This is a genomic window from Segetibacter koreensis DSM 18137 (genome assembly GCF_000374045.1).
Taxonomy (GTDB): Bacteria; Bacteroidota; Bacteroidia; order Chitinophagales; family Chitinophagaceae; genus Segetibacter; species Segetibacter koreensis.
In genome coordinates this window covers 113,869-132,221 of sequence record NZ_KB893319.1, presented here as the reverse complement: position 1 = coordinate 132,221, position 18,353 = coordinate 113,869, and the positions used below count along the sequence as shown (strand labels likewise).

At 37.1% G+C, this 18,353-nt stretch carries 13 protein-coding genes; 7 read left to right on the top strand and 6 right to left on the bottom strand.

Annotated features, from left to right (window positions below; all coding sequences use genetic code 11):
* Positions 1-34: 34 nt before the first annotated feature.
* Positions 35-817, top strand: coding sequence for a hypothetical protein (locus B154_RS0107620; RefSeq protein ID WP_018613115.1), 783 nt, complete (start codon positions 35-37; stop codon positions 815-817).
* Between the two features lie 68 nt (positions 818-885).
* On the opposite strand, the gene B154_RS31795 is transcribed toward B154_RS0107620, so the two are convergent.
* On the bottom strand, positions 886-1,821 hold the full coding sequence (locus tag B154_RS31795; RefSeq protein ID WP_018613114.1) for a MerR family transcriptional regulator: 936 nt from the start codon (positions 1,819-1,821) through the stop codon (positions 886-888).
* A 192-nt stretch (positions 1,822-2,013) separates the two neighbouring features.
* Entirely contained in the window at positions 2,014-2,985 is a 972-nt protein-coding gene (locus tag B154_RS0107610; RefSeq protein WP_018613113.1) for a M23 family metallopeptidase, read from the bottom strand.
* A gap of 193 nt (positions 2,986-3,178) precedes the next feature.
* Between B154_RS0107610 and alaS the strand changes: the two genes are divergently transcribed.
* The 5 genes from alaS to B154_RS0107585 all read left to right on the top strand — a co-directional run bounded on the left by alaS (position 3,179) and on the right by B154_RS0107585 (position 11,812).
* Complete coding sequence (gene alaS / locus B154_RS0107605) at positions 3,179-5,806, top strand: alanine--tRNA ligase (protein WP_211217467.1); 2,628 nt, start codon at positions 3,179-3,181, stop codon at positions 5,804-5,806.
* Positions 5,807-5,964: 158 nt separating this feature from the next.
* A complete protein-coding gene (locus tag B154_RS0107600) occupies positions 5,965-6,945 on the top strand; it encodes a PDZ domain-containing protein (protein WP_018613108.1) in 981 nt (326 codons plus the stop codon).
* Positions 6,946-7,113: 168 nt separating this feature from the next.
* Entirely contained in the window at positions 7,114-8,556 is a 1,443-nt protein-coding gene (gene gatB / locus B154_RS0107595; RefSeq protein ID WP_018613106.1) for an Asp-tRNA(Asn)/Glu-tRNA(Gln) amidotransferase subunit GatB, read from the top strand.
* A gap of 38 nt (positions 8,557-8,594) precedes the next feature.
* Entirely contained in the window at positions 8,595-9,725 is a 1,131-nt protein-coding gene (locus B154_RS0107590; protein ID WP_018613104.1) for a TlpA disulfide reductase family protein, read from the top strand.
* A 173-nt stretch (positions 9,726-9,898) separates the two neighbouring features.
* Positions 9,899-11,812, top strand: coding sequence for an OmpA family protein (locus B154_RS0107585; protein ID WP_018613102.1), 1,914 nt, complete (start codon positions 9,899-9,901; stop codon positions 11,810-11,812).
* A gap of 13 nt (positions 11,813-11,825) precedes the next feature.
* On the opposite strand, the gene B154_RS0107580 is transcribed toward B154_RS0107585, so the two are convergent.
* The 4 genes from B154_RS0107580 to mutL form a co-directional block, all read right to left on the bottom strand.
* Entirely contained in the window at positions 11,826-12,458 is a 633-nt protein-coding gene (locus tag B154_RS0107580) for a response regulator (RefSeq protein WP_026260038.1), read from the bottom strand.
* A 270-nt stretch (positions 12,459-12,728) separates the two neighbouring features.
* Positions 12,729-13,013, bottom strand: coding sequence for a hypothetical protein (locus B154_RS27925; RefSeq protein WP_157580551.1), 285 nt, complete (start codon positions 13,011-13,013; stop codon positions 12,729-12,731).
* A gap of 84 nt (positions 13,014-13,097) precedes the next feature.
* Positions 13,098-15,449 (bottom strand): ATP-dependent helicase, encoded by a 2,352-nt coding sequence (locus B154_RS0107570; protein WP_018613096.1) that lies wholly within the window; start codon positions 15,447-15,449, stop codon positions 13,098-13,100.
* 269 nt (positions 15,450-15,718) lie between these two features.
* Positions 15,719-17,593, bottom strand: coding sequence for a DNA mismatch repair endonuclease MutL (gene mutL / locus B154_RS0107565; protein WP_018613094.1), 1,875 nt, complete (start codon positions 17,591-17,593; stop codon positions 15,719-15,721).
* Positions 17,594-17,726: 133 nt separating this feature from the next.
* Between mutL and B154_RS27920 the strand changes: the two genes are divergently transcribed.
* Positions 17,727-18,350 (top strand): hypothetical protein, encoded by a 624-nt coding sequence (locus B154_RS27920; RefSeq protein WP_018613092.1) that lies wholly within the window; start codon positions 17,727-17,729, stop codon positions 18,348-18,350.
* The last annotated feature ends 3 nt before the right edge of the window (positions 18,351-18,353 follow it).

Genomic DNA, 18,353 nt, shown 5'->3' with positions numbered 1-18,353 from the left:
TATAATATTTATTTTTTCCTGCCTATTTTCCTTTATGGGTTATGGACAGCACGACAGTATTTTAAAAGTTTCATTAGTTAACAAAATAGACGGAGAAATTAAGGATTTTACAACTGATAATTTGCGTAATATTTACTTGTTGAATGCTACTAATCAAATTAAGAAAGTAAATGACAGAGGGGATTCGATTGCAGTATATAATGATGTAAGGAGGTTTGGAAAAATTTGTTCTATTGATGCAACAAATCCGTTAAAGATATTAGTGTTTTATAAAGACTTTTCAACAATTGTTGTTTTAGACCGGTTGTTAAATTCACGTGCAGTTATTGATTTGCGCAAACAGAATATTCTACAGGTTGCAGCAGTTACGAGCAGCTATGATAACAATATTTGGCTATACGACGAACTTGACAATAAGCTAAAGAAAATTGATGATAACGGAAATCTGCTATTAGAATCTTCTGACTTCAGGCAGGTTTTTGATTCAGTTCCGTTACCAAGCTCTATGTACGACAGGGACGGACAGTTGTATCTATACGATCCTTCAAAGGGATTACTGGTATTTGATTATTATGGAGCGAAGAAAAATGCTTTTCAGATATTACACCTTTCAGACCTGCAGGTATTAGATAAAAACACCATTACCGCGAGAGATAGTACTCATATTATTTTATATAAACCGAGGGCGCTTCAATTATCTTCTTTTACAGCCTTTAACACACTCGCTGATTTTAAAAAAATAAAATTCAACGGAAGTAAAATCTATTGTCTTAATAAAAACGGAACTCTAGAAATATATTCGGTAGCGGGTCAATAATTTCTTTCATTCAGTAGAATTTTCATATACACCTTTTTGTCACCAAACAGAAGATATTTATAAGCCAATTAAAGGTTAGCTTTAAGATCTAATAAAAAACTTTTAAATTTTTGCAGCGAGTTTGTTAGCTGAAGTTCTATATCAGCTTTTTTCCTGTTAGTTTTAATATATTCCTTTGCGCCTTCAATAGTGTACTTGCGTTCTCTCAGTAATTGATAAATTAATTGAAGAGTCTTTACATCTTCGGGTCTAAACAGGCGGTCCCCTTTTCGGTTTTTTCTTGGCTTAAGTACATCAAATTCGTTTTCCCAAAACCGTATTAAGGAAGTATTTACTCTAAACCACTTTGCCACTTCACTTATCGAATAATATTGTTTTTGAAAAAGAATTTCATCTTCAGGCACTTCAACCAGGTCAACTTCTGCTTCAATTTCTTTAATCGATTTTCTTCCTCTCTTTTGGGGTTCTTTTCTTACTTCTTCCTTTGGTTCCGCAACTGGTATTACAACAGGTTTAGCTTTTACCTTCACACTGATCTTACCATTATCAAAAACTACCAATCCATTCCTTTCAGATTTTTGCGGGTTTAACTCTTTTTGTATTTCATCCTTTTCTTCATTAGTAAGTTGATTTGCGCTATCAAACGTTTCACCCCTGACTTGCAATTTTTCTACGTTAGTTACTTCTGCTGATTTTTCTATAAAAACCTCATTATTTGAAAAAACTAAAGATTCTTTTTCTTCTGCTTTTATATCATTTTTAGCAGACGTGTTTGCTTTGTCAGTCCCAGGAATTTCATTTTGCCATGGAAAAGCGGTTGCTCCAAGTGTTTCTTCAGCTAACTCTACCAAAGAAAAATGAGTTTGTTCAGAATTTGATACCGGAGTAATAGCCTCTTCGTTCTTCACAACCGATTGATCTTTACCGCTTTCTTCTTCCTGCGGGGGTGTATCAAAAAGAGTTCCGAAAAGGTCTAACTGGCGCATAGTGTAAAAGTAATACATCAACGCGCTTTTTCAATTGCTCGAATAATAGCGGTGGATAAATGGTTAGTTACTTAATATTTAGAAAGTGAATTGTAAAATGTTAAGGGCGAAGTTCTTTTTTGATATTGCCTTTTATACAAAACGAAGCACAATAATTAAAGTAATTAATTTATATGGTTCGAAAGCGAAATAATTCTACACAATTTCTCATTAATCAAGGCTTTGATTGCTTGCACCGGCAAGTTTTACAAGACGGTCAAATTGTTCAGGTGTTAAATCGTTATAAAAAAAATAAACAGGATCTACAGGTGTTGAGTTTTTATGCACTTCATAATGACAATGGGGACCAGTGCTTTTTCCAGTGCTTCCTACCCACCCTATTACCTGACCTCGCTTTACAACCTGGCCTTTACGCGCTTTTACCCTCACCATGTGCCCGTACAGTGTTTCATAACCATAACCATGATCAATGACAACATGATTACCATACCCTCCTGCATCCAGGCCTGCAGCTTTTACCCTTCCGTTAGCTGTAGCATAAATGGGTGTGCCTTGCGGAGCAGTGAAATCGAGACCTTCGTGAAATTTTATAACCTTATACACGGGATCAATACGTGAACCGAAACCTGATGCAATTCTTGTTAGTTCTTTATTACTTACCGGTTGAATAGCAGGAATAGATGCAAGGAGCTTTTGCTTATTCCGCACCATTTCATTTATTTCATTATAGCTTTTTGATTGAAAATTTAACCTGGAAGTAAGATTATTTAATTGTTCAGCAATACTTTTAATAAGTTGCCCTTCATTCAACCTTTGTATCACTGCTATCTCCTGTGATTTTTTAATTTGTGTTGCTCTAGCACTGTCAGGCACCGGGTTAGCTTCAAAAATTGCCCTATAAACTTTATTGTCTCTCTTTTCTAGTTCCGTCATCTGCTGCTGCAGTTGCTGTACACGCTGACTCATTAAAGTGTAGTTAGCTTCATAATCTTCAATTTGCAGCCGTAGAATACGTTCATTAGGAGATCCGATATACCTAAAGCCAATCCAGACTATTATTGCTGCTGTAACCAGCGTTGTTGCCAAAAAGCCAAACACCCTTAATAGCTTTACCCGTAAAGGAACAGTAAGCTTCTCGTAACGTAATGTATGGGTATTATAATAGTATTTAATTTTCTTCAAAATCGTAATTCCTTATTTTTCTTCGGTTCTGCTTTTCTCAATTCTGCTAAATTCGATTAATAATAGCTTCAAAATCAATTTCATACTAAAACTTATAAAACCATTAACCACCTAAACTCTTTCATTTCCTACCTTTACCCACCTTGCCCTTAACATTACAAATATAAATTCAGATATAAATTTTACCGTTATTATGATGACGAGCGCTGACATCAGAAGCCAGTTTTTACTTTTTTTTGCTGAAAAAAAACACCAGATCGTTCCTTCTGCTCCTATTGTTGTTAAAAACGATCCTACCCTGCTTTTTACAAATGCCGGCATGAACCAGTTTAAAGAATATTTTCTTGGAAATAAAAAACCGGAATATTCCCGGGTAGCCGATACACAAAAATGTTTACGCGTAAGTGGAAAGCATAATGATCTTGAAGAAGTTGGCGTTGATACCTATCATCATACCATGTTTGAGATGCTCGGCAACTGGAGCTTTGGAGATTATTTCAAAGCAGAAGCCATTGCATGGAGTTGGGAATTGCTGACGAAAATTTATAAAATTGATACAGAAAGATTGTATGTAACTGTGTTTGAAGGCAGCGAGGCAGAAGGTCTTCCAAAAGATGAGGAAGCTTTTGATGAATGGAAAAAAGTAATTAGTGAAGACAGGATCTTATTTGGAAATAAAAAAGATAATTTTTGGGAAATGGGCGATACAGGCCCATGTGGACCATGCACCGAAATTCATTATGACAGCAGAAGTGAAGAGGAAAGAAAAGCCGTAGACGGAAAGAATTTAGTAAACAAAGATCATCCGCAGGTAATAGAGATATGGAATAATGTATTTATTCAGTTTAACAGATTAAAAGATGGAAATCTTGAGGCATTACCTGCAAGGCACGTAGATACCGGGATGGGACTTGAAAGGTTAGTTCGTGTTTTACAAGGGAAAAACAGTAATTACGATACAGATCTTTTTACAGGAACAATTGCAGAAACCGAAAGGATAACAGGAAAGAAATATACGAACTCAGACGATAAAAAAGATGTGGCATTCCGGGTAATAGCTGATCATATTCGAGCTATAGCTTTCACAATTGCAGATGGGCAACTGCCATCCAATACAGGTGCAGGTTATGTAATAAGAAGAATTCTTCGCAGGGCGGTCAGGTATTATTATTCCTACCTCGACTACAAGCAACCGCTATTATGCGAATTAATTCCTGTTTTGGGCAAGCAATTTGAGTTGGTATTCCCGGAATTATTTGCACAAATAAATTTTGTTCAAAGGGTAGTTACAGAAGAAGAAGAAGGTTTTTTGAGAACATTGGACAAAGGGTTGAAAAAAATAGATGATATTATACACTTAAAGGAAACAATAGCGAATGCTACTATTAATGGTGAAGCTGCATTTGAGCTATTTGATACTTATGGCTTTCCTATTGATTTGACCCGTTTGATTGCAGCTGAAAATAATTTACAGGTAGACGAACAAGGTTTTGAAAAGGAAATGCAACAGCAAAAGCAACGCAGCCGCGCCGCTACCATAATTGATGCCGCTGACTGGGTTGTATTAGATGAAGAAGCTTCAAGTGAATTTATTGGTTATGATATGTTGCAGGTAAAAAGCAAGGTGGTAAAATACAGGAAGGTTTCTGCAAAAGGCAAAGAAGCATATCACCTGGTATTAAACGCCACACCTTTTTATGCTGAAAGTGGTGGGCAGGTTGGAGATAAAGGCGAACTGATTTTTGGTGACCAGGCAATTGATGTAATTGATACCAAAAAAGAAAATAACCTTACTATTCATTTTACTCACCAATTACCAGAAGAAATTGATAGCGATGTTATAGCGAGGGTAAACAAAACATTACGAAAAAGCACTGAAGGCCACCACACTGCAACTCACTTACTGCATGCTGCCTTAAGGCAAGTGTTGGGTACTCATGTTGCGCAAAAAGGAAGTCTCGTTAACAGTCAACATTTACGTTTTGACTTTTCTCATTTTGCTAAAGTAACGGATGAGGAAATGGCTAAGATTGAAGCAATTGTAAATGAAAAAATAAGGGAAAACGTACCGGTAGTAATTAAAGAAATGACTAAGGAGGAAGCTATTAAATTGGGAGCCATGGCATTGTTTGGAGAAAAATATGGCGATATGGTACGGGTGGTAATTATAGACCCTAAATACTCAATAGAGCTATGTGGCGGAACACACGTGCTAAATACGGGCGAATTAGGTTTTTTTAAAATAAAAAATGAAAGCGCTGTTGCAGCCGGGGTAAGAAGAATCGAGGCAGTAAGCGGTACAGCTGCTGAGCATTACGTTACAGAAAATTTTACTGCTCTGCAGGAAATTAAAGATTTTCTAAAAAATCCGAAAGACGTAAAAAAGGCAATTGAAAACCTGCAATTGGAAAATACAGAACTGAGGAAAAAAATTGAAAGTTTTGAAGCAAAGCAACTTTCTGCAATAAAATCAGATTTATTAAATAAAGTTGAAAATGTAAATGGAATTAGTTTTTTAGGCCAGTTGGTAGAAGTAAGCAATGGAGATAACTTGAAAAAACTATGTCTTGATCTTAAACCACACCTTCAAAATTATGTAGTGGTATTAGCTGCAAATACAGGTGGAAAAGCAAGTGTAGCCATTATGGTCGACGAAGAAGTAGGCACAGCAAAAAATCTCGATGCAATAAAAATAATTAAAGAACAAGTTGCTCCCTTAATAAAAGGAGGCGGCGGCGGACAGAAAACACTTGCGACTGCCGGAGGGCAGGATGCTGGTAACTTATCACTCGTAGTTGAAAAAGTAAAAGGATTATTATAATTATATACTGACTTTTTCCAACAAAAAACCCTGCAAGTTTTGCAGGGTTTTTTGTTATATAATGTTTTCTAAATTAACATTTCCGAAATTCTTCGTATTTAAAAATCTTTCTTACATTTGAACTACTAAATCTTTCGTATAACTTAAAAATAGAACATATGAATAACTGGAAAAAATTATCGACAGCAGCTTTGGCTACTATAGTATTAGCTTCATCTGCTATTGCACAGGATAAAAAAGAAAAGCCGTCAAAAGATAAAGAAGAAAAAACACAGGAAATAGTTATTCGTAAAAAACCGGGCAAAACAGAAAAAATGACCATAGTGGTTGATGGTGATAACGTAACTATTAATGGAAAACCTGTTGATGAATTTAAAAATGATGATGTAACAATATTAAAAAGAGACCGTTCTCTTGCAATGGCTGGCCCCCGAATGAGAGGGTTCGATGGTGGACGTCCGCCTTTTGGTGGAGAAGATTTACTTATGCATGGAAATGGCAACAAAGCTATGCTGGGTATAATAACACAAAAGGCAGATGATGGTGTGAAAGTGACTGATGTAACAAAAGAAAGTGGTGCTGAAAAAGCTGGTTTAAAAAAAGATGATATAATTACTAAAATTGGCACTACCGCTGTCGCTACCCCACAAGATCTTGTAGAAGCAATTAGCGCATATAAACCAAACGACAAAGTGGACATCACTTACAAGCGCGAGGGAAAAGAAAATAAAACAACAGCCGTGTTGGGAGAAAACAAATCAAGGCCATATTCTTACAATTTTAATAATAAAGATTTCAATTTCAATATGCCTGAAGGTGCAATTCCACCAATGGAAAATTTTGATTTCAACTTTAATCACAGGCCTAAAATAGGGTTGCAGATACAGGATATTGAAGAAGGAAAAGGCGTTAAGGTGAAAGACGTTGATGAAGATTCCCCCGCATCCAAAGCAGGCATTAAGGAAGGCGATGTAATTACACAGGTAAATGGAAAAGATGTTGCAGGTGTTGATGAATTACGCACTCAAATCAGGGATTTGAAAGATGGTGACGTTGTAAAGCTTACTTATAAAAGAGATGGGAAAAATCAAAATGCAGAAATAAAAATTCCTAAAAGATTAAAATCTGCTGACCTGTAAAAAATAAACTTCCCTTTTTTAATCCTCACAAAGCCGTTGTTTTCATAATCAACGGCTTTTTTATAAAAACATTTAAATAAATTTTGTAACAACTCTTAAACTCCTGCTTACTTTTAATAATAATACCTTTACTGCCCCCTTTGTCAAGGGGTTGTTTATTTTTGTATAATGAATGCAAACGAAAAATACGAAGCTGTAATTGGCCTAGAAGTTCACGCCCAGTTACATACCCAAAGCAAATTGTTTGCGGGTGACAGTGCATCTTTCGGCGCCGAACCTAACACACATATTAGCCCAATTACTTTAGGCCATCCCGGCACATTGCCAAAAACAAATAAAAAGGCTGTCGAATATGCGATTAAAATGGGATTAGCGTGTAATTGTGAAATTGAAGAATATAATTATTTTGCCCGAAAAAATTATTTTTACCCTGATCTTCCTAAAGGCTACCAGATCTCACAACATACTACTCCTATATGTAAAGGGGGAAATGTGTTGATAAGAACAAACAAGGGTGAAAAAAATGTAAAGCTTAACCGTATTCATCTTGAAGAAGATGCGGGAAAAAGCATTCATGACGCGGATGAAAATTATACTTGTATAGATTATAACCGGGCAGGCGTGCCATTAATTGAAATAGTAACAGAGCCTGATATGCAATCGGCCGAAGAAGCCTTTCAATATGTAACCGAAATAAGAAAGCTGGTAAGATGGATTGATGTGTGTGACGGAAATATGGAAGAAGGCAGTCTTCGATGCGATGCAAATGTATCTATTCGTTTAAAAGGCAAAACAACCCTGGGAACTAAGGTCGAAGTGAAAAACCTCAATTCGATAAGAAATGTAAAAAAAGCAATCGAATACGAAATCGATCGAATGATTGCAATGGTTGAGAAAGGTGAAACCATTATACAGCAAACCCGCAGCTTTGATGCAGCAACAGATACTACTTTTGCTATACGCGATAAAGAAGAAGCAAATGATTACCGCTATTTCCCCGAGCCTGATTTGACACCTTTTCAATTAACAGAACAATTTATTTCAGGCATAAAAGCTTCCCTTCCAGCTTTGCCTAATGACTTATATACGCGTTACCTTTCCCTGGGGCTGAACGAATATGATGCGAGCCAGCTATGCGATGAAAAATCTACCGCCGTTTTTTTTGAAAAGACAACGGAGTTTTCAAAAAACTATAAAGCTATTGCAAACTGGATGCTGGGTCCGTTGAGACAGGTAGTAAATGAAAAAAACATTTCTTTTGCTGAAATTGATTTACAGCCCAAAACTCTTGCAAATCTAATATCGCTTGTAGATGAAGGCAAAGTGAACTTTTCTGTAGCCTCATTAAAAATTTTACCAGTCTTATTGCAATATCCTGAAAAAGAACCTTTGCAGATAGCAACTGAACTTAACCTGCTACAGGTAAGCGGAAGTGCAGATATTGAGGCATGGGTAAATGAAGTAGTTAACAAAATGCCTGAAAAGGTAAAAGAGTATAAAAAAGGTAAAAAAGGATTAATAGGATTATTTGTAGGTGAAGTAAAAAAAGTAAGCAAAGGAAAGGCAGACCCAAAAGTGGCCACACAAATTCTTGAAGAAAAACTTAAATAATAAAAAAAAACGGATTTAAAAAAATTGTTCTAAAAAGCATGAAAAGAATATTATACCTAGCACTGTTGGTAGTTGTAATGGCATCGTGTCAGCAGAAAAAACACGGTGCTTTTATTGTAAGCGGAGTTATAGAAAATGCTACGGGCAAAAAAGTGCTATTGATGGAAACTCCTTACGGAATAGCCCAACCTGTGATTTTCGACTCTACAATTCTTAAAGATAAAGGTTCATTTACTTTAAGAGGACGGGCAAGTGAAGAAGGCATTTACAGGTTAGTAATTGAAAACGGTCCTGATGTCGTTTTGATAAATGACAATAATGATATAAAACTTCATCTTGATATAAATGACTATAGAAATTATACAGTAGAAGGTTCGCCTGCTTCTGAAAGTCTGCATAAGTTATTTGAAGATTACCGCAGTAAAGATTCTGCCATTCTTATAACATTCAAAAAAATTGATAGTGTTCGGGCACTTCCCGGACATGACAGTGCAGCGGAGGCTTTACAAACAAGAAACGACCAGGAAATAGCAGGTTTGAACAAGATGTTGAAAGATTATATTAATAATACAAACAGTCCTTCTGCTTCTTTGTATGCTCTTGGCATTGCCAGCCAGACAATACCAAACGAAGAAATTAAATCAATGGTAGATGCAACCGCAAAAAGATTCCCTGAGCACTCAGGTCTTGCAAAAATAAAGAGTATGCTTGCTGTAAAGGCGCCAGAACAAACAGCCGAAAAAACCTATGCATTACTCAATCAGCCGGCCCCTGACCTAACTATGAATGATGTAAATGGAAAACCAGTTAGCATAAGCAGCTTCAAAGGAAAATTCGTGTTGATTGATTTTTGGGCTAGCTGGTGCGGACCTTGCCGTCAGGAAAATCCAAATGTTGTGGCTGCCTACAATCAATTTAAAAATAAAAACTTTACTGTTTTAGGCGTATCATTAGACGAGGATAAAGCAGCATGGCAAAAAGCTATCGAAAAAGACCATTTAACATGGACACATATGAGTGATCTTAAACAGTGGGAAAGTGCCGCAGTGCAGGCTTATGGTTTTGATGGTATTCCTTTTAATGTATTGGTTGATCCTGCCGGAAAAATAATTGCGAGCTCTTTAAGAGGCCAGGACTTAACTAATAAACTTTCAGAAGTTCTCAAGTAAGAGAAGCAAAATTTATTTTTAAATACTGAGCATTAGAAAAAGTTCGGCAATTCTTTTGGTGCGTAAAAAACTAAATTAATTCTCCTTTATAAAGAGGGCAAAGAGGTTATGTTGGGTTCGAAAATTCAACGAACTTCAAAAAAAGTTTCACGACCTTTATTTCAACAGTATTTATGAAAACCACTTTTTTTTTATTTTTTATAGGGCTTGCTTTGTCGGTCGCTGCACAAACTTATAATGCAGATAAGGTAAATAAAAAAGCAATCGATCTATACGAAAGAGCCTTACTTAGGCTGCAAAACGACCAGTTTAAAGAATCTATTCCTCTTTTAAAGAAAGCAATTGAAACAGATGGAAAATTCGCAGATGCGATTTTGTCTTTAGCAAGCGTTTACGGAGAATTGAAAGATTATAAAACATCCGTTGAATATTTTGAAAGAGGAAAAGCAATTGATACGTCCTATTTTCGTTTTTTCTACCTTCCCTATTCAATAAATCTTGCCGGTCTTGGCCGATTTAATGACGCATTAAATGCTATTAACCAATTTCTTTCAATAAAAGAACTTAGCGACAGAAGCCGTAAAAGCGGTGAGTATCGTAAACGAACTTACGAGTTTGGCGTACAGTATGGCAATAAAAATCCGGTTGGAAACTATGTATTTGCACCGATAAATTTAGGCGATAGCGTAAACTCTGAAAAGAGTGAATACTACCCTTCTATTACCATAAATGACAGCATGTTTGTTTTTACGAGAAGAGGCGAAGGATTTCGTGAAGACTTTTTTGAATCTACAATTCTGGATGAAAAAAAATATTCCAAGTCAAAACTTATTAATGGAGATATAAATGCAGAGCCTTCAAAAGGTGCAATCAACATTTCACAGGATGGAGAATGGCTCATTTTTGCAGGTTACAATTTTCCCGGCGGATACGGCGACTTCGACTTGTACATCTCTTATTATACACCTACAGGATGGAGTGAGCCGGAAAACCTGGGAAGAAACATTAATACAGAAAGCTGGGAAAGCTCGCCAAGTTTAAGCCCAGATAAAAGAGCGTTGTATTTTAGCAGTAACAGGCCGGGTGGCTATGGCGGTAAAGATTTATATGTTAGTTATCGCATGCCTAATGGCAAATGGGGACCAGCTAAAAATATGGGTTCATCTATTAATACGGTTGGTGATGAACTTGCGCCTTTTATTCATGCAGATAATGCCACTCTATACTTTACCAGCGATGGCTTGCCTGGCTATGGTAACAGTGATATTTTCCTTTGCAGAAAAGGACCAAATAACGAATGGAGCAATCCCGAAAACTTAGGGTATCCTATTAATACTATAGAAAATGAAGGAAGCCTGTTTGTAAGTGCGGATGGGAAAACAGCCTTTTACGCAAGCGACAGAAGTGATAGCCGCGGAGGATTAGATATTTATACGTTTGAATTAAGGCCTGACGTGCGGCCAGCACGAACCTTATATGTGAAGGGAAAAGTGTATGATATAAAAACACGCAAAGGCTTGCCAAGCGCCGTCGAACTTGTTGATAATACTAACCAGCAAACCGTTAGCAACGTGCAAACAGACGAAACAGGAAATTATTTTATAACATTACCCGTAGGAAAGGACTACACTTTTACTGTTAACAGAAAAGGATATTTATTTTATAGCGAAATATTTCCTTTAAGTAAAAATCAACCAGATAGCACTTATAATAAAGATATTCCGCTAAAACCTATTGAATTAAATGCTTCGCTTGTTTTAAAAAATATCTTTTTTGAAACAAATTCGGCACAATTGCAGGAAATAAGTCTCATAGAAATAAACAAATTGTTGCAATTACTAACCGAAAACCCAACGCTAAAACTTCAAATAAACGGGTATACAGATAATGTAGGAAAGCCAGCAGAAAATCTTAAACTTTCAACAAGCCGCGCAAAGGCAGTGGTTGATTATCTCGTTACTAAAGGCATAGATATAAAACGCTTACTCTACAAAGGTTTTGGAGAAACGAAACCAGTTGCAGACAACAAAACAGAGGCCGGACGAGCAATGAACAGAAGGACTGAATTTGTAGTTATAGCACAATAATTTTAAACAACTCTTATACTATTCTGTCTTTAAAAGCTTTTGCAACTGCCTCACTTTTAGAGTTTACGTGAAGTTTTTCATATATTTTTTTTATATGAGAACGAACAGTGTCAATAGCAATAAACATTTCGGCAGAGATCATTTTATAGCTATAACCATTTACTAGTAGGTGCAATACTTGCTTTTCCCTTTCAGAAAGATTGTAATTTTCTCCCTTTTCACTATGTAAAGAAGAAAACATTTTTAAAACTTGAGTAGCAATGGAAGAAGTCATAGGTGCACCGCCAGAATTTGCTTCCTGTATATATTCTATTAACTTAGCAGGAGGAGTTTTCTTTAATACGTACCCATTTGCGCCGTTGCTTATTGCTTCAAATACATTTTTGTTGTCATCAAAAACTGTAAGCATCAAAATCTTCACTTCATTATCAACTAACCTTATCTGTTTAAGGCCCTCGATGCCATCCGAACCCGGCATATCAATATCCATTAAAATCACGTCAGGCTTATAGATTCTAAGCTCCTGCAACACATTACTGCAATTTTTAAAAGAAGCCAGCACTTCAAAACCATCAGAACCGTTAAGGAGCATAGTAAGTCCTTCCCTCAATTGCGGGTTATCTTCGTATATCAGTAGTTTAATCATACCACAAAAATACAGCAGAGGTAAATGCCGCCCTATCGCATATTTATGCGTATTTTAGGATGAGAAATAAAAAAACGTCAGCAGTTTTGAAATATCCGTTACAACCGCTTCTCACTTTTCACGCCTTATCAAGAGCTGTGACTTCTCATCATTCTAGAACAAAAATCGAAAGAAGCAGGACGCATTGAGATGCCAATACTTACCGATTAATAAAAAAAGCCCCAACATTTTTTACAAATACTGAGGCTCTGATTTTTTACATTAATTACTTTATTTATGCGGCGCAGTAGTAGTGTCAGTAGTAGTTCCACCTGTTGTTCCACCTGTGGTTCCACTACCTGTAGTATCAGTAGTAGTTCCGCCTGTTGTTCCACTACCTGTAGTACCACTAGAGGCATCTGTACCGGTACCTGAAGTTCCCATGCCCGAAGTTCCTGATGTTCCGGTGCTATCAGTTGTAGTGCTGCTGCTTGTTGTTGTTTGGTCTGCCTGCTGAGATGGAGTGCAATAAGCAAGTGCAAAACCCATTGATAATAAGATGATTGCTTTTTTCATATAAAAATTTTAGACATTGATACTATTATCATGCCATTTTCTGATTTACATCTTTTTACCCGTCAAAATTGTGAAATATCCTACTTATTCTACAATTCTCAGCTTAGCATAGTTTAACATAATCTTTTTTTCCCCGTTATTTTCAAAATTCACCGTAGCAATAGGGTTATGTGCAGCTCCTTCCATCTTTAAAACTTCGCCAAAACCAAATTTCTGATGCTCCACCCTTTGCCCTGCCTGCAAACCAGAGGTATCACTTGCGGCAAAGTCGGCGGACGGTTTATGTTCAACCACCTTCGGGGTAACAGGAGCAGCAGGCATATATGCGGGTTTCGATTCTCTTTTGTTTGGCGGAGGTCCATATTTTTCAGCTACTCTTGCTGCATTGTTTTGAGAACCTCCATTCATTCTTGCAAAAGCTGAAGTGCCACCAAAGTCGTTATATCCCTGGTTACGCGCGCCGCCACCTGCAAAACTTTTATCTATATATTGCTCCGGCATTTCTGCTATAAACCGGCTGGGCTCATTTTGTACCAACTGCCCAAAACGGTAACGGGTATTTGCATACGTTAACCATAAATGCTTTTTTGCCCTGGTGACAGCTACATAAAATAATCTGCGTTCTTCTTCCAACTCTTCGCGCGTATTTATTGACATAGCACTTGGAAATAACGTTTCCTCAATTCCGCCCACAAATACACATGAGAATTCGAGGCCTTTTGCGGCATGTATTGTCATCAATTTTACCACATCACTGTTTTCTTTGTCGTCATCAGCGTCTGTTAATAATGTTATTTGTTGCAAATAACTCCCGAGCGATTTATCCCCCAATTCACCATCATCATTACTCGGGCTCTCCGTCCATTCTTTTATAGAGTTTAGTAACTCCTGTATGTTTTCATAGCGAGCCAGCCCCTCCGTCGTTTTATCATTGAAAAGTTCCTTTACAATATTTGTATGCTTGCCGACCTGCACGGCCACATCATATGCGTTTTTGCTGGTGAGCATACTTTGAAAGTACCGGATCATTGTGACGAAATTATTTACAGCCTCAAGGGTTCCTGCCTTAAAACCAAATTCCCCGGCTTTACTTATTACATCCCACATACTTATATTATGCTCATTCGCTAAAATCACAGCCTTCTCTATGGTAGTTTTACCAATTCCGCGAACAGGATAATTAATAATTCTTTTCAATGCTTCTTCATCCCGGGTATTTACAATAACTCTTAAATAAGCCAAAACATCCTTGATCTCTTTGCGCTGATAGAAGCTCAACCCACCATAAATTCTATAGGGAATCCCCATTCTCCTAAGACTTTCCTCGAAGGACCGGCTTTGGGCGTTGGTACGGTATAAAATAGCGAAATCACGATTATAAAAATGATTGCGCAGCTTTTGTTCTTGTATAGTGTCCGCAACAAATTTTCCCTCATCGTTATCTGTCATGCTACGAACAAGTCTTATTTTTTCTCCTTCGAGGTTTTGCGTCCACAAATCTTTGGGTATCTGACCTTTATTATTTTTAATAACCTCGTTGGCAACGTTTAAAATGCTTTGTGTACTCCTATAATTCTGCTCGAGTTTTACCACTTTTACGTCATCATAATCTTTCTGAAACTGCAAAATATTCTCGATAGTCGCGCCGCGAAAGCTATAAATACTTTGTGCATCGTCACCAACGACTGCAATGTTTTCATGCACGGCAGCCAGCAGTTTTATGATTTGATATTGTACCGCATTTGTATCCTGGTACTCATCAATCATTATGTATTTAAATTTGTGCTGGTACTTATACAAGACTTCCGGGAAATCACGCAGCAGTTCATACATCTTAAACAATAAATCATCGTAATCCATTGCTCCGTTCTTAAAGCAACGTGCAGCATAGCCCTGATAAATTTGACTAATCAATGGCCGGTTTGCCCGCTGGTCTTCCTGCTGAATGTAATAGTCATTCTGGTAATCCACCGGGCCGACCAAAGCATTTTTAGCTTGTGAAATACGATTGTGAACTACATTTGGTTTATAGTGTTTATCGTCGAGGTTTAATTCGTTTATTACTGTTTTCAGCACGCTGCGGCTGTCATCAGTATCGTAGATAGTAAAATTGTTGGGATACCCTATTTTTGGCGCCTCTGCTCGTAATATTCTTGCAAATACGCTATGAAATGTTCCGATGTATAAATTTCTCGCTTCGGTATTGCCGAGAATTTTTTCCACCCTTTCCTTCATTTCTGCAGCTGCTTTGTTTGTAAAAGTCAGCGCCAATATATTAAAAGCATCAATTTTATGTACACTCATCAAATGGGCGATGCGAGTCGTAAGTACTTTTGTTTTACCACTTCCCGCCCCGGCTACGATCATAATCGGCCCCTCTTTATGGATAACTGCCTCACGCTGCTGCTCATTCAGTTCATTCAAATAATTAGACATAGACGCGAAGTTACATTCTTAAACTGTCATGCCGAAGCTGATTTAAGGCAGTCTTTATAAAGTGTTAGGAATTTTTACGGAAATGACTGGCAATAATTTAACTTTATCAACTTCTGCTTCATTTTTTTTAAATCTCTTTGTTGAAGCAAGTTGTATTATAAATGAGAATTCAATTATTTCTTGCTAAAACTATTCTTTCCAGATGTTTTGTCAATGGTTTAAAAAGCTCAATGATGAGCATACTCAACTAAAAAAATCGTAAAAAAAAGTTATTGCCGGCCAAACATTCTTTCTAAATAATCACCCTTAAACTCTAGGTAAGTCGGGGAGCCGTTAGGAGTAACATTGGGCACCTGGCAACGGAATAATTCTTCCTTCAACACCATCATTTCTTTTTGAGCCATGGCTTTTCCAGTTTTAATGGCTTGTTGTTTTGCCACACATCTTACTAATTTTTCCCTTTTACTAAACTTAATATCGCTTGTAAAATGCTTATATTGTTCGAGCAATAGTTCGATCACCATTTTCTCATTTCCCTGTAAAATGTCGGCAGGAGTGCCTTGTACTACAAATGTATTGTTACCAAAAGGCTCTATCAGGTAACCAAGTACTTTTAAATCAGGCAATAATTCTTCCATAAGAACAGAATCTGTCGCATTTAATTCGATTGTAGATGGAAACAGGCTGTGCTGGGCTGGCATTTGCTTTCCATTAGCCGCTTCAATATATCTTTCATATAGTATTCTTTCATGTGCCTGCTGCTGATGTATCAATAAAAATCCTTCTGACGTAGGCGTAATAATGTAGGTATTATGCAGTTGAACGAGGGTTGCATCAGGCAAAAGACGGATTTGGGGTCCCTGTTTTAATAGTGAATAACCTGAATATTCGAGTTCCTGCTCAAGTTTACCGGTTTCGGTAACAGATCCCAAATCAGAAGGCAGTTCCAGAGACGACGGTTCATAAAAATCTTTCCAATGTTTTAATTCACTTCGGTTAGTTCCCTCAATTTTATGAGCCTGATTTTTTTGGGTGAATGTCTTAAAGAGGTTAGATGAAGCAATTGATTGCAGCCTGTCTTCATTAGCTGGTTTTGAAATAGCTTCCATTTGTTGGATATCTGCATTAAGACTAAAATCGAGCGAAGGTGCAATGCTAAACTGGGCAAGTGCATGTTTTACCGCTGCTTGCACAAAAGCATAAACAATCTTTTCATCTTCAAACTTTATCTCCTGTTTTGTAGGATGAACATTTATATCGACTTGGGAAGGGTCAAGATCGATAAACAAAACATACATAGGAAAGCTGTCCTTTGCGATCATTTCGTCAAAGGCATTCATTACGGCGTGATTTAAATAAGCACTTTTTATATACCTGCTGTTTACAAAAAAATATTGATCACCACGGGTTTTTTTAGCTGTATCAGGCTTGCCTACAAAACCATAAATGTTCATATAGTCGGTCTCTTCTCTTACATTTACCAGCTTTGCACTATATGCTGTTCCTAATATCTGTAAAATACGGTGTTTCAGGCTTCCAGCTTCCAGGTGAAATACTTGTTGTCCATTACTGGTAAGGGAAAAGAAAATATGAGGAAAGGCCATTGCCACTCTTATAAACTCGTCAACAATATGACGCAATTCCGCAGCATTACTTTTCAAAAAATTTCTTCTCGCAGGTACATTGAAGAAAAGGTTCTTCATACAGATGTTTGTTCCGGCAGCAGTAGCGCAAGGCTCCTGGCTTTTTACAATGCTGTTTTCGATTTCAATGCATGTGCCCAGTTCTTCATCCGTCTTTCGTGTTTTCAACTCTACCTGTGCAACAGCTGCAATAGATGCCAGGGCTTCGCCCCTGAAACCCATTGTTTTTATTTTAAAAAGGTCTTCGATATTAGAAATTTTAGACGTAGCATGACGTTCAAAAGCCATTCTCGCATCAGTCTCACTCATACCCTTTCCATTATCTACTACCTGTACCAGGTTTTTGCCTGCATCAGTCACTATTAGCTTAATTTCTGTGGCAGAAGCATCCACCGCGTTTTCCAACAACTCTTTTACTGCACTTGCCGGTCTCTGAATTACTTCCCCCGCCGCAATCTGGTTCGCTATGTTATCTGGTAATAATTGTATAATATCCGGCACTTTCTTAATATTTAATAAAATGTAAAATTAGTGTTCTACCCCTGCATTTTCCGTTATCGTAACAATATTTGAATTTTGTTTGCGTTTTCTTTTTATACCCGTCCAAGTTTTAAAGAAGACTTATTCTATGAGAATGAAATTAATTTCTGCAACGATCGCGGTGCTTTTCTTAGCATCCTGCACAAAATCGGTTGACAATATTACAGGTAATATAACCGCGAATGCCAGCTCTACCACTTTTCACAACCTATCCGCTGCCGCTAACAATCAATTAATTGAGTACAAAATTTTAAAGGGGCAGCAGTACTGCGATAAAAGCACATACAAACTTGTCGAATATGCATCCTTATCGTTCGTTGTAAAATTTGACAGTACTGCAATCTATAAGACAACAGACCCGGCTAACCAGGAAGACATTAATAAATTGTTTGGTTTTAGCGATAATAATGCCCAACACCAACAGTATAGCGCGAGATTTGGCTGGAGATGGAGCAATAATGCTCTCCGTTTATTTGGTTATACATATAATAATAGTATAAGAAGCTCAAAAGAGTTGGGTTCAATAGATATTGGAACTGAAAACAACTGCTCAATTAAAGTAAGCGAAAGTGTTTATATTTTTACCCTGAATGGCAAGTCGCAAACCATGCCAAGAGAAAGTAAAACAACAAAAGCAGAAGGATACCAGCTTTACCCCTACTTTGGAGGCGATGAAGTTGCACCTCATAACATTTCAATATGGATGAAAGTACTATAAGAA

Bases quoted from the DNA above. Each gene is read 5' to 3' on its own strand.
- B154_RS0107620 (WP_018613115.1), top strand. From the start codon at position 35: ATGGGTTATGGACAGCACGACAGTATTTTAAAAGTTTCATTAGTTAAC.
- B154_RS27925 (WP_157580551.1), bottom strand. From the start codon at position 13,013: ATGAAAAAAGCAATCATCTTATTATCAATGGGTTTTGCACTTGCTTAT.
- B154_RS0107570 (WP_018613096.1), bottom strand. From the start codon at position 15,449: ATGTCTAATTATTTGAATGAACTGAATGAGCAGCAGCGTGAGGCAGTT.
- B154_RS27920 (WP_018613092.1), top strand. From the start codon at position 17,727: ATGAAATTAATTTCTGCAACGATCGCGGTGCTTTTCTTAGCATCCTGC.
- B154_RS0107600 (WP_018613108.1), top strand. From the start codon at position 5,965: ATGAATAACTGGAAAAAATTATCGACAGCAGCTTTGGCTACTATAGTA.
- B154_RS0107590 (WP_018613104.1), top strand. From the start codon at position 8,595: ATGAAAAGAATATTATACCTAGCACTGTTGGTAGTTGTAATGGCATCG.
- B154_RS0107585 (WP_018613102.1), top strand. From the start codon at position 9,899: ATGAAAACCACTTTTTTTTTATTTTTTATAGGGCTTGCTTTGTCGGTC.
- alaS (WP_211217467.1), top strand. From the start codon at position 3,179: ATGATGACGAGCGCTGACATCAGAAGCCAGTTTTTACTTTTTTTTGCT.
- B154_RS31795 (WP_018613114.1), bottom strand. From the start codon at position 1,821: ATGTATTACTTTTACACTATGCGCCAGTTAGACCTTTTCGGAACTCTT.
- B154_RS0107580 (WP_026260038.1), bottom strand. From the start codon at position 12,458: ATGATTAAACTACTGATATACGAAGATAACCCGCAATTGAGGGAAGGA.
- gatB (WP_018613106.1), top strand. From the start codon at position 7,114: ATGAATGCAAACGAAAAATACGAAGCTGTAATTGGCCTAGAAGTTCAC.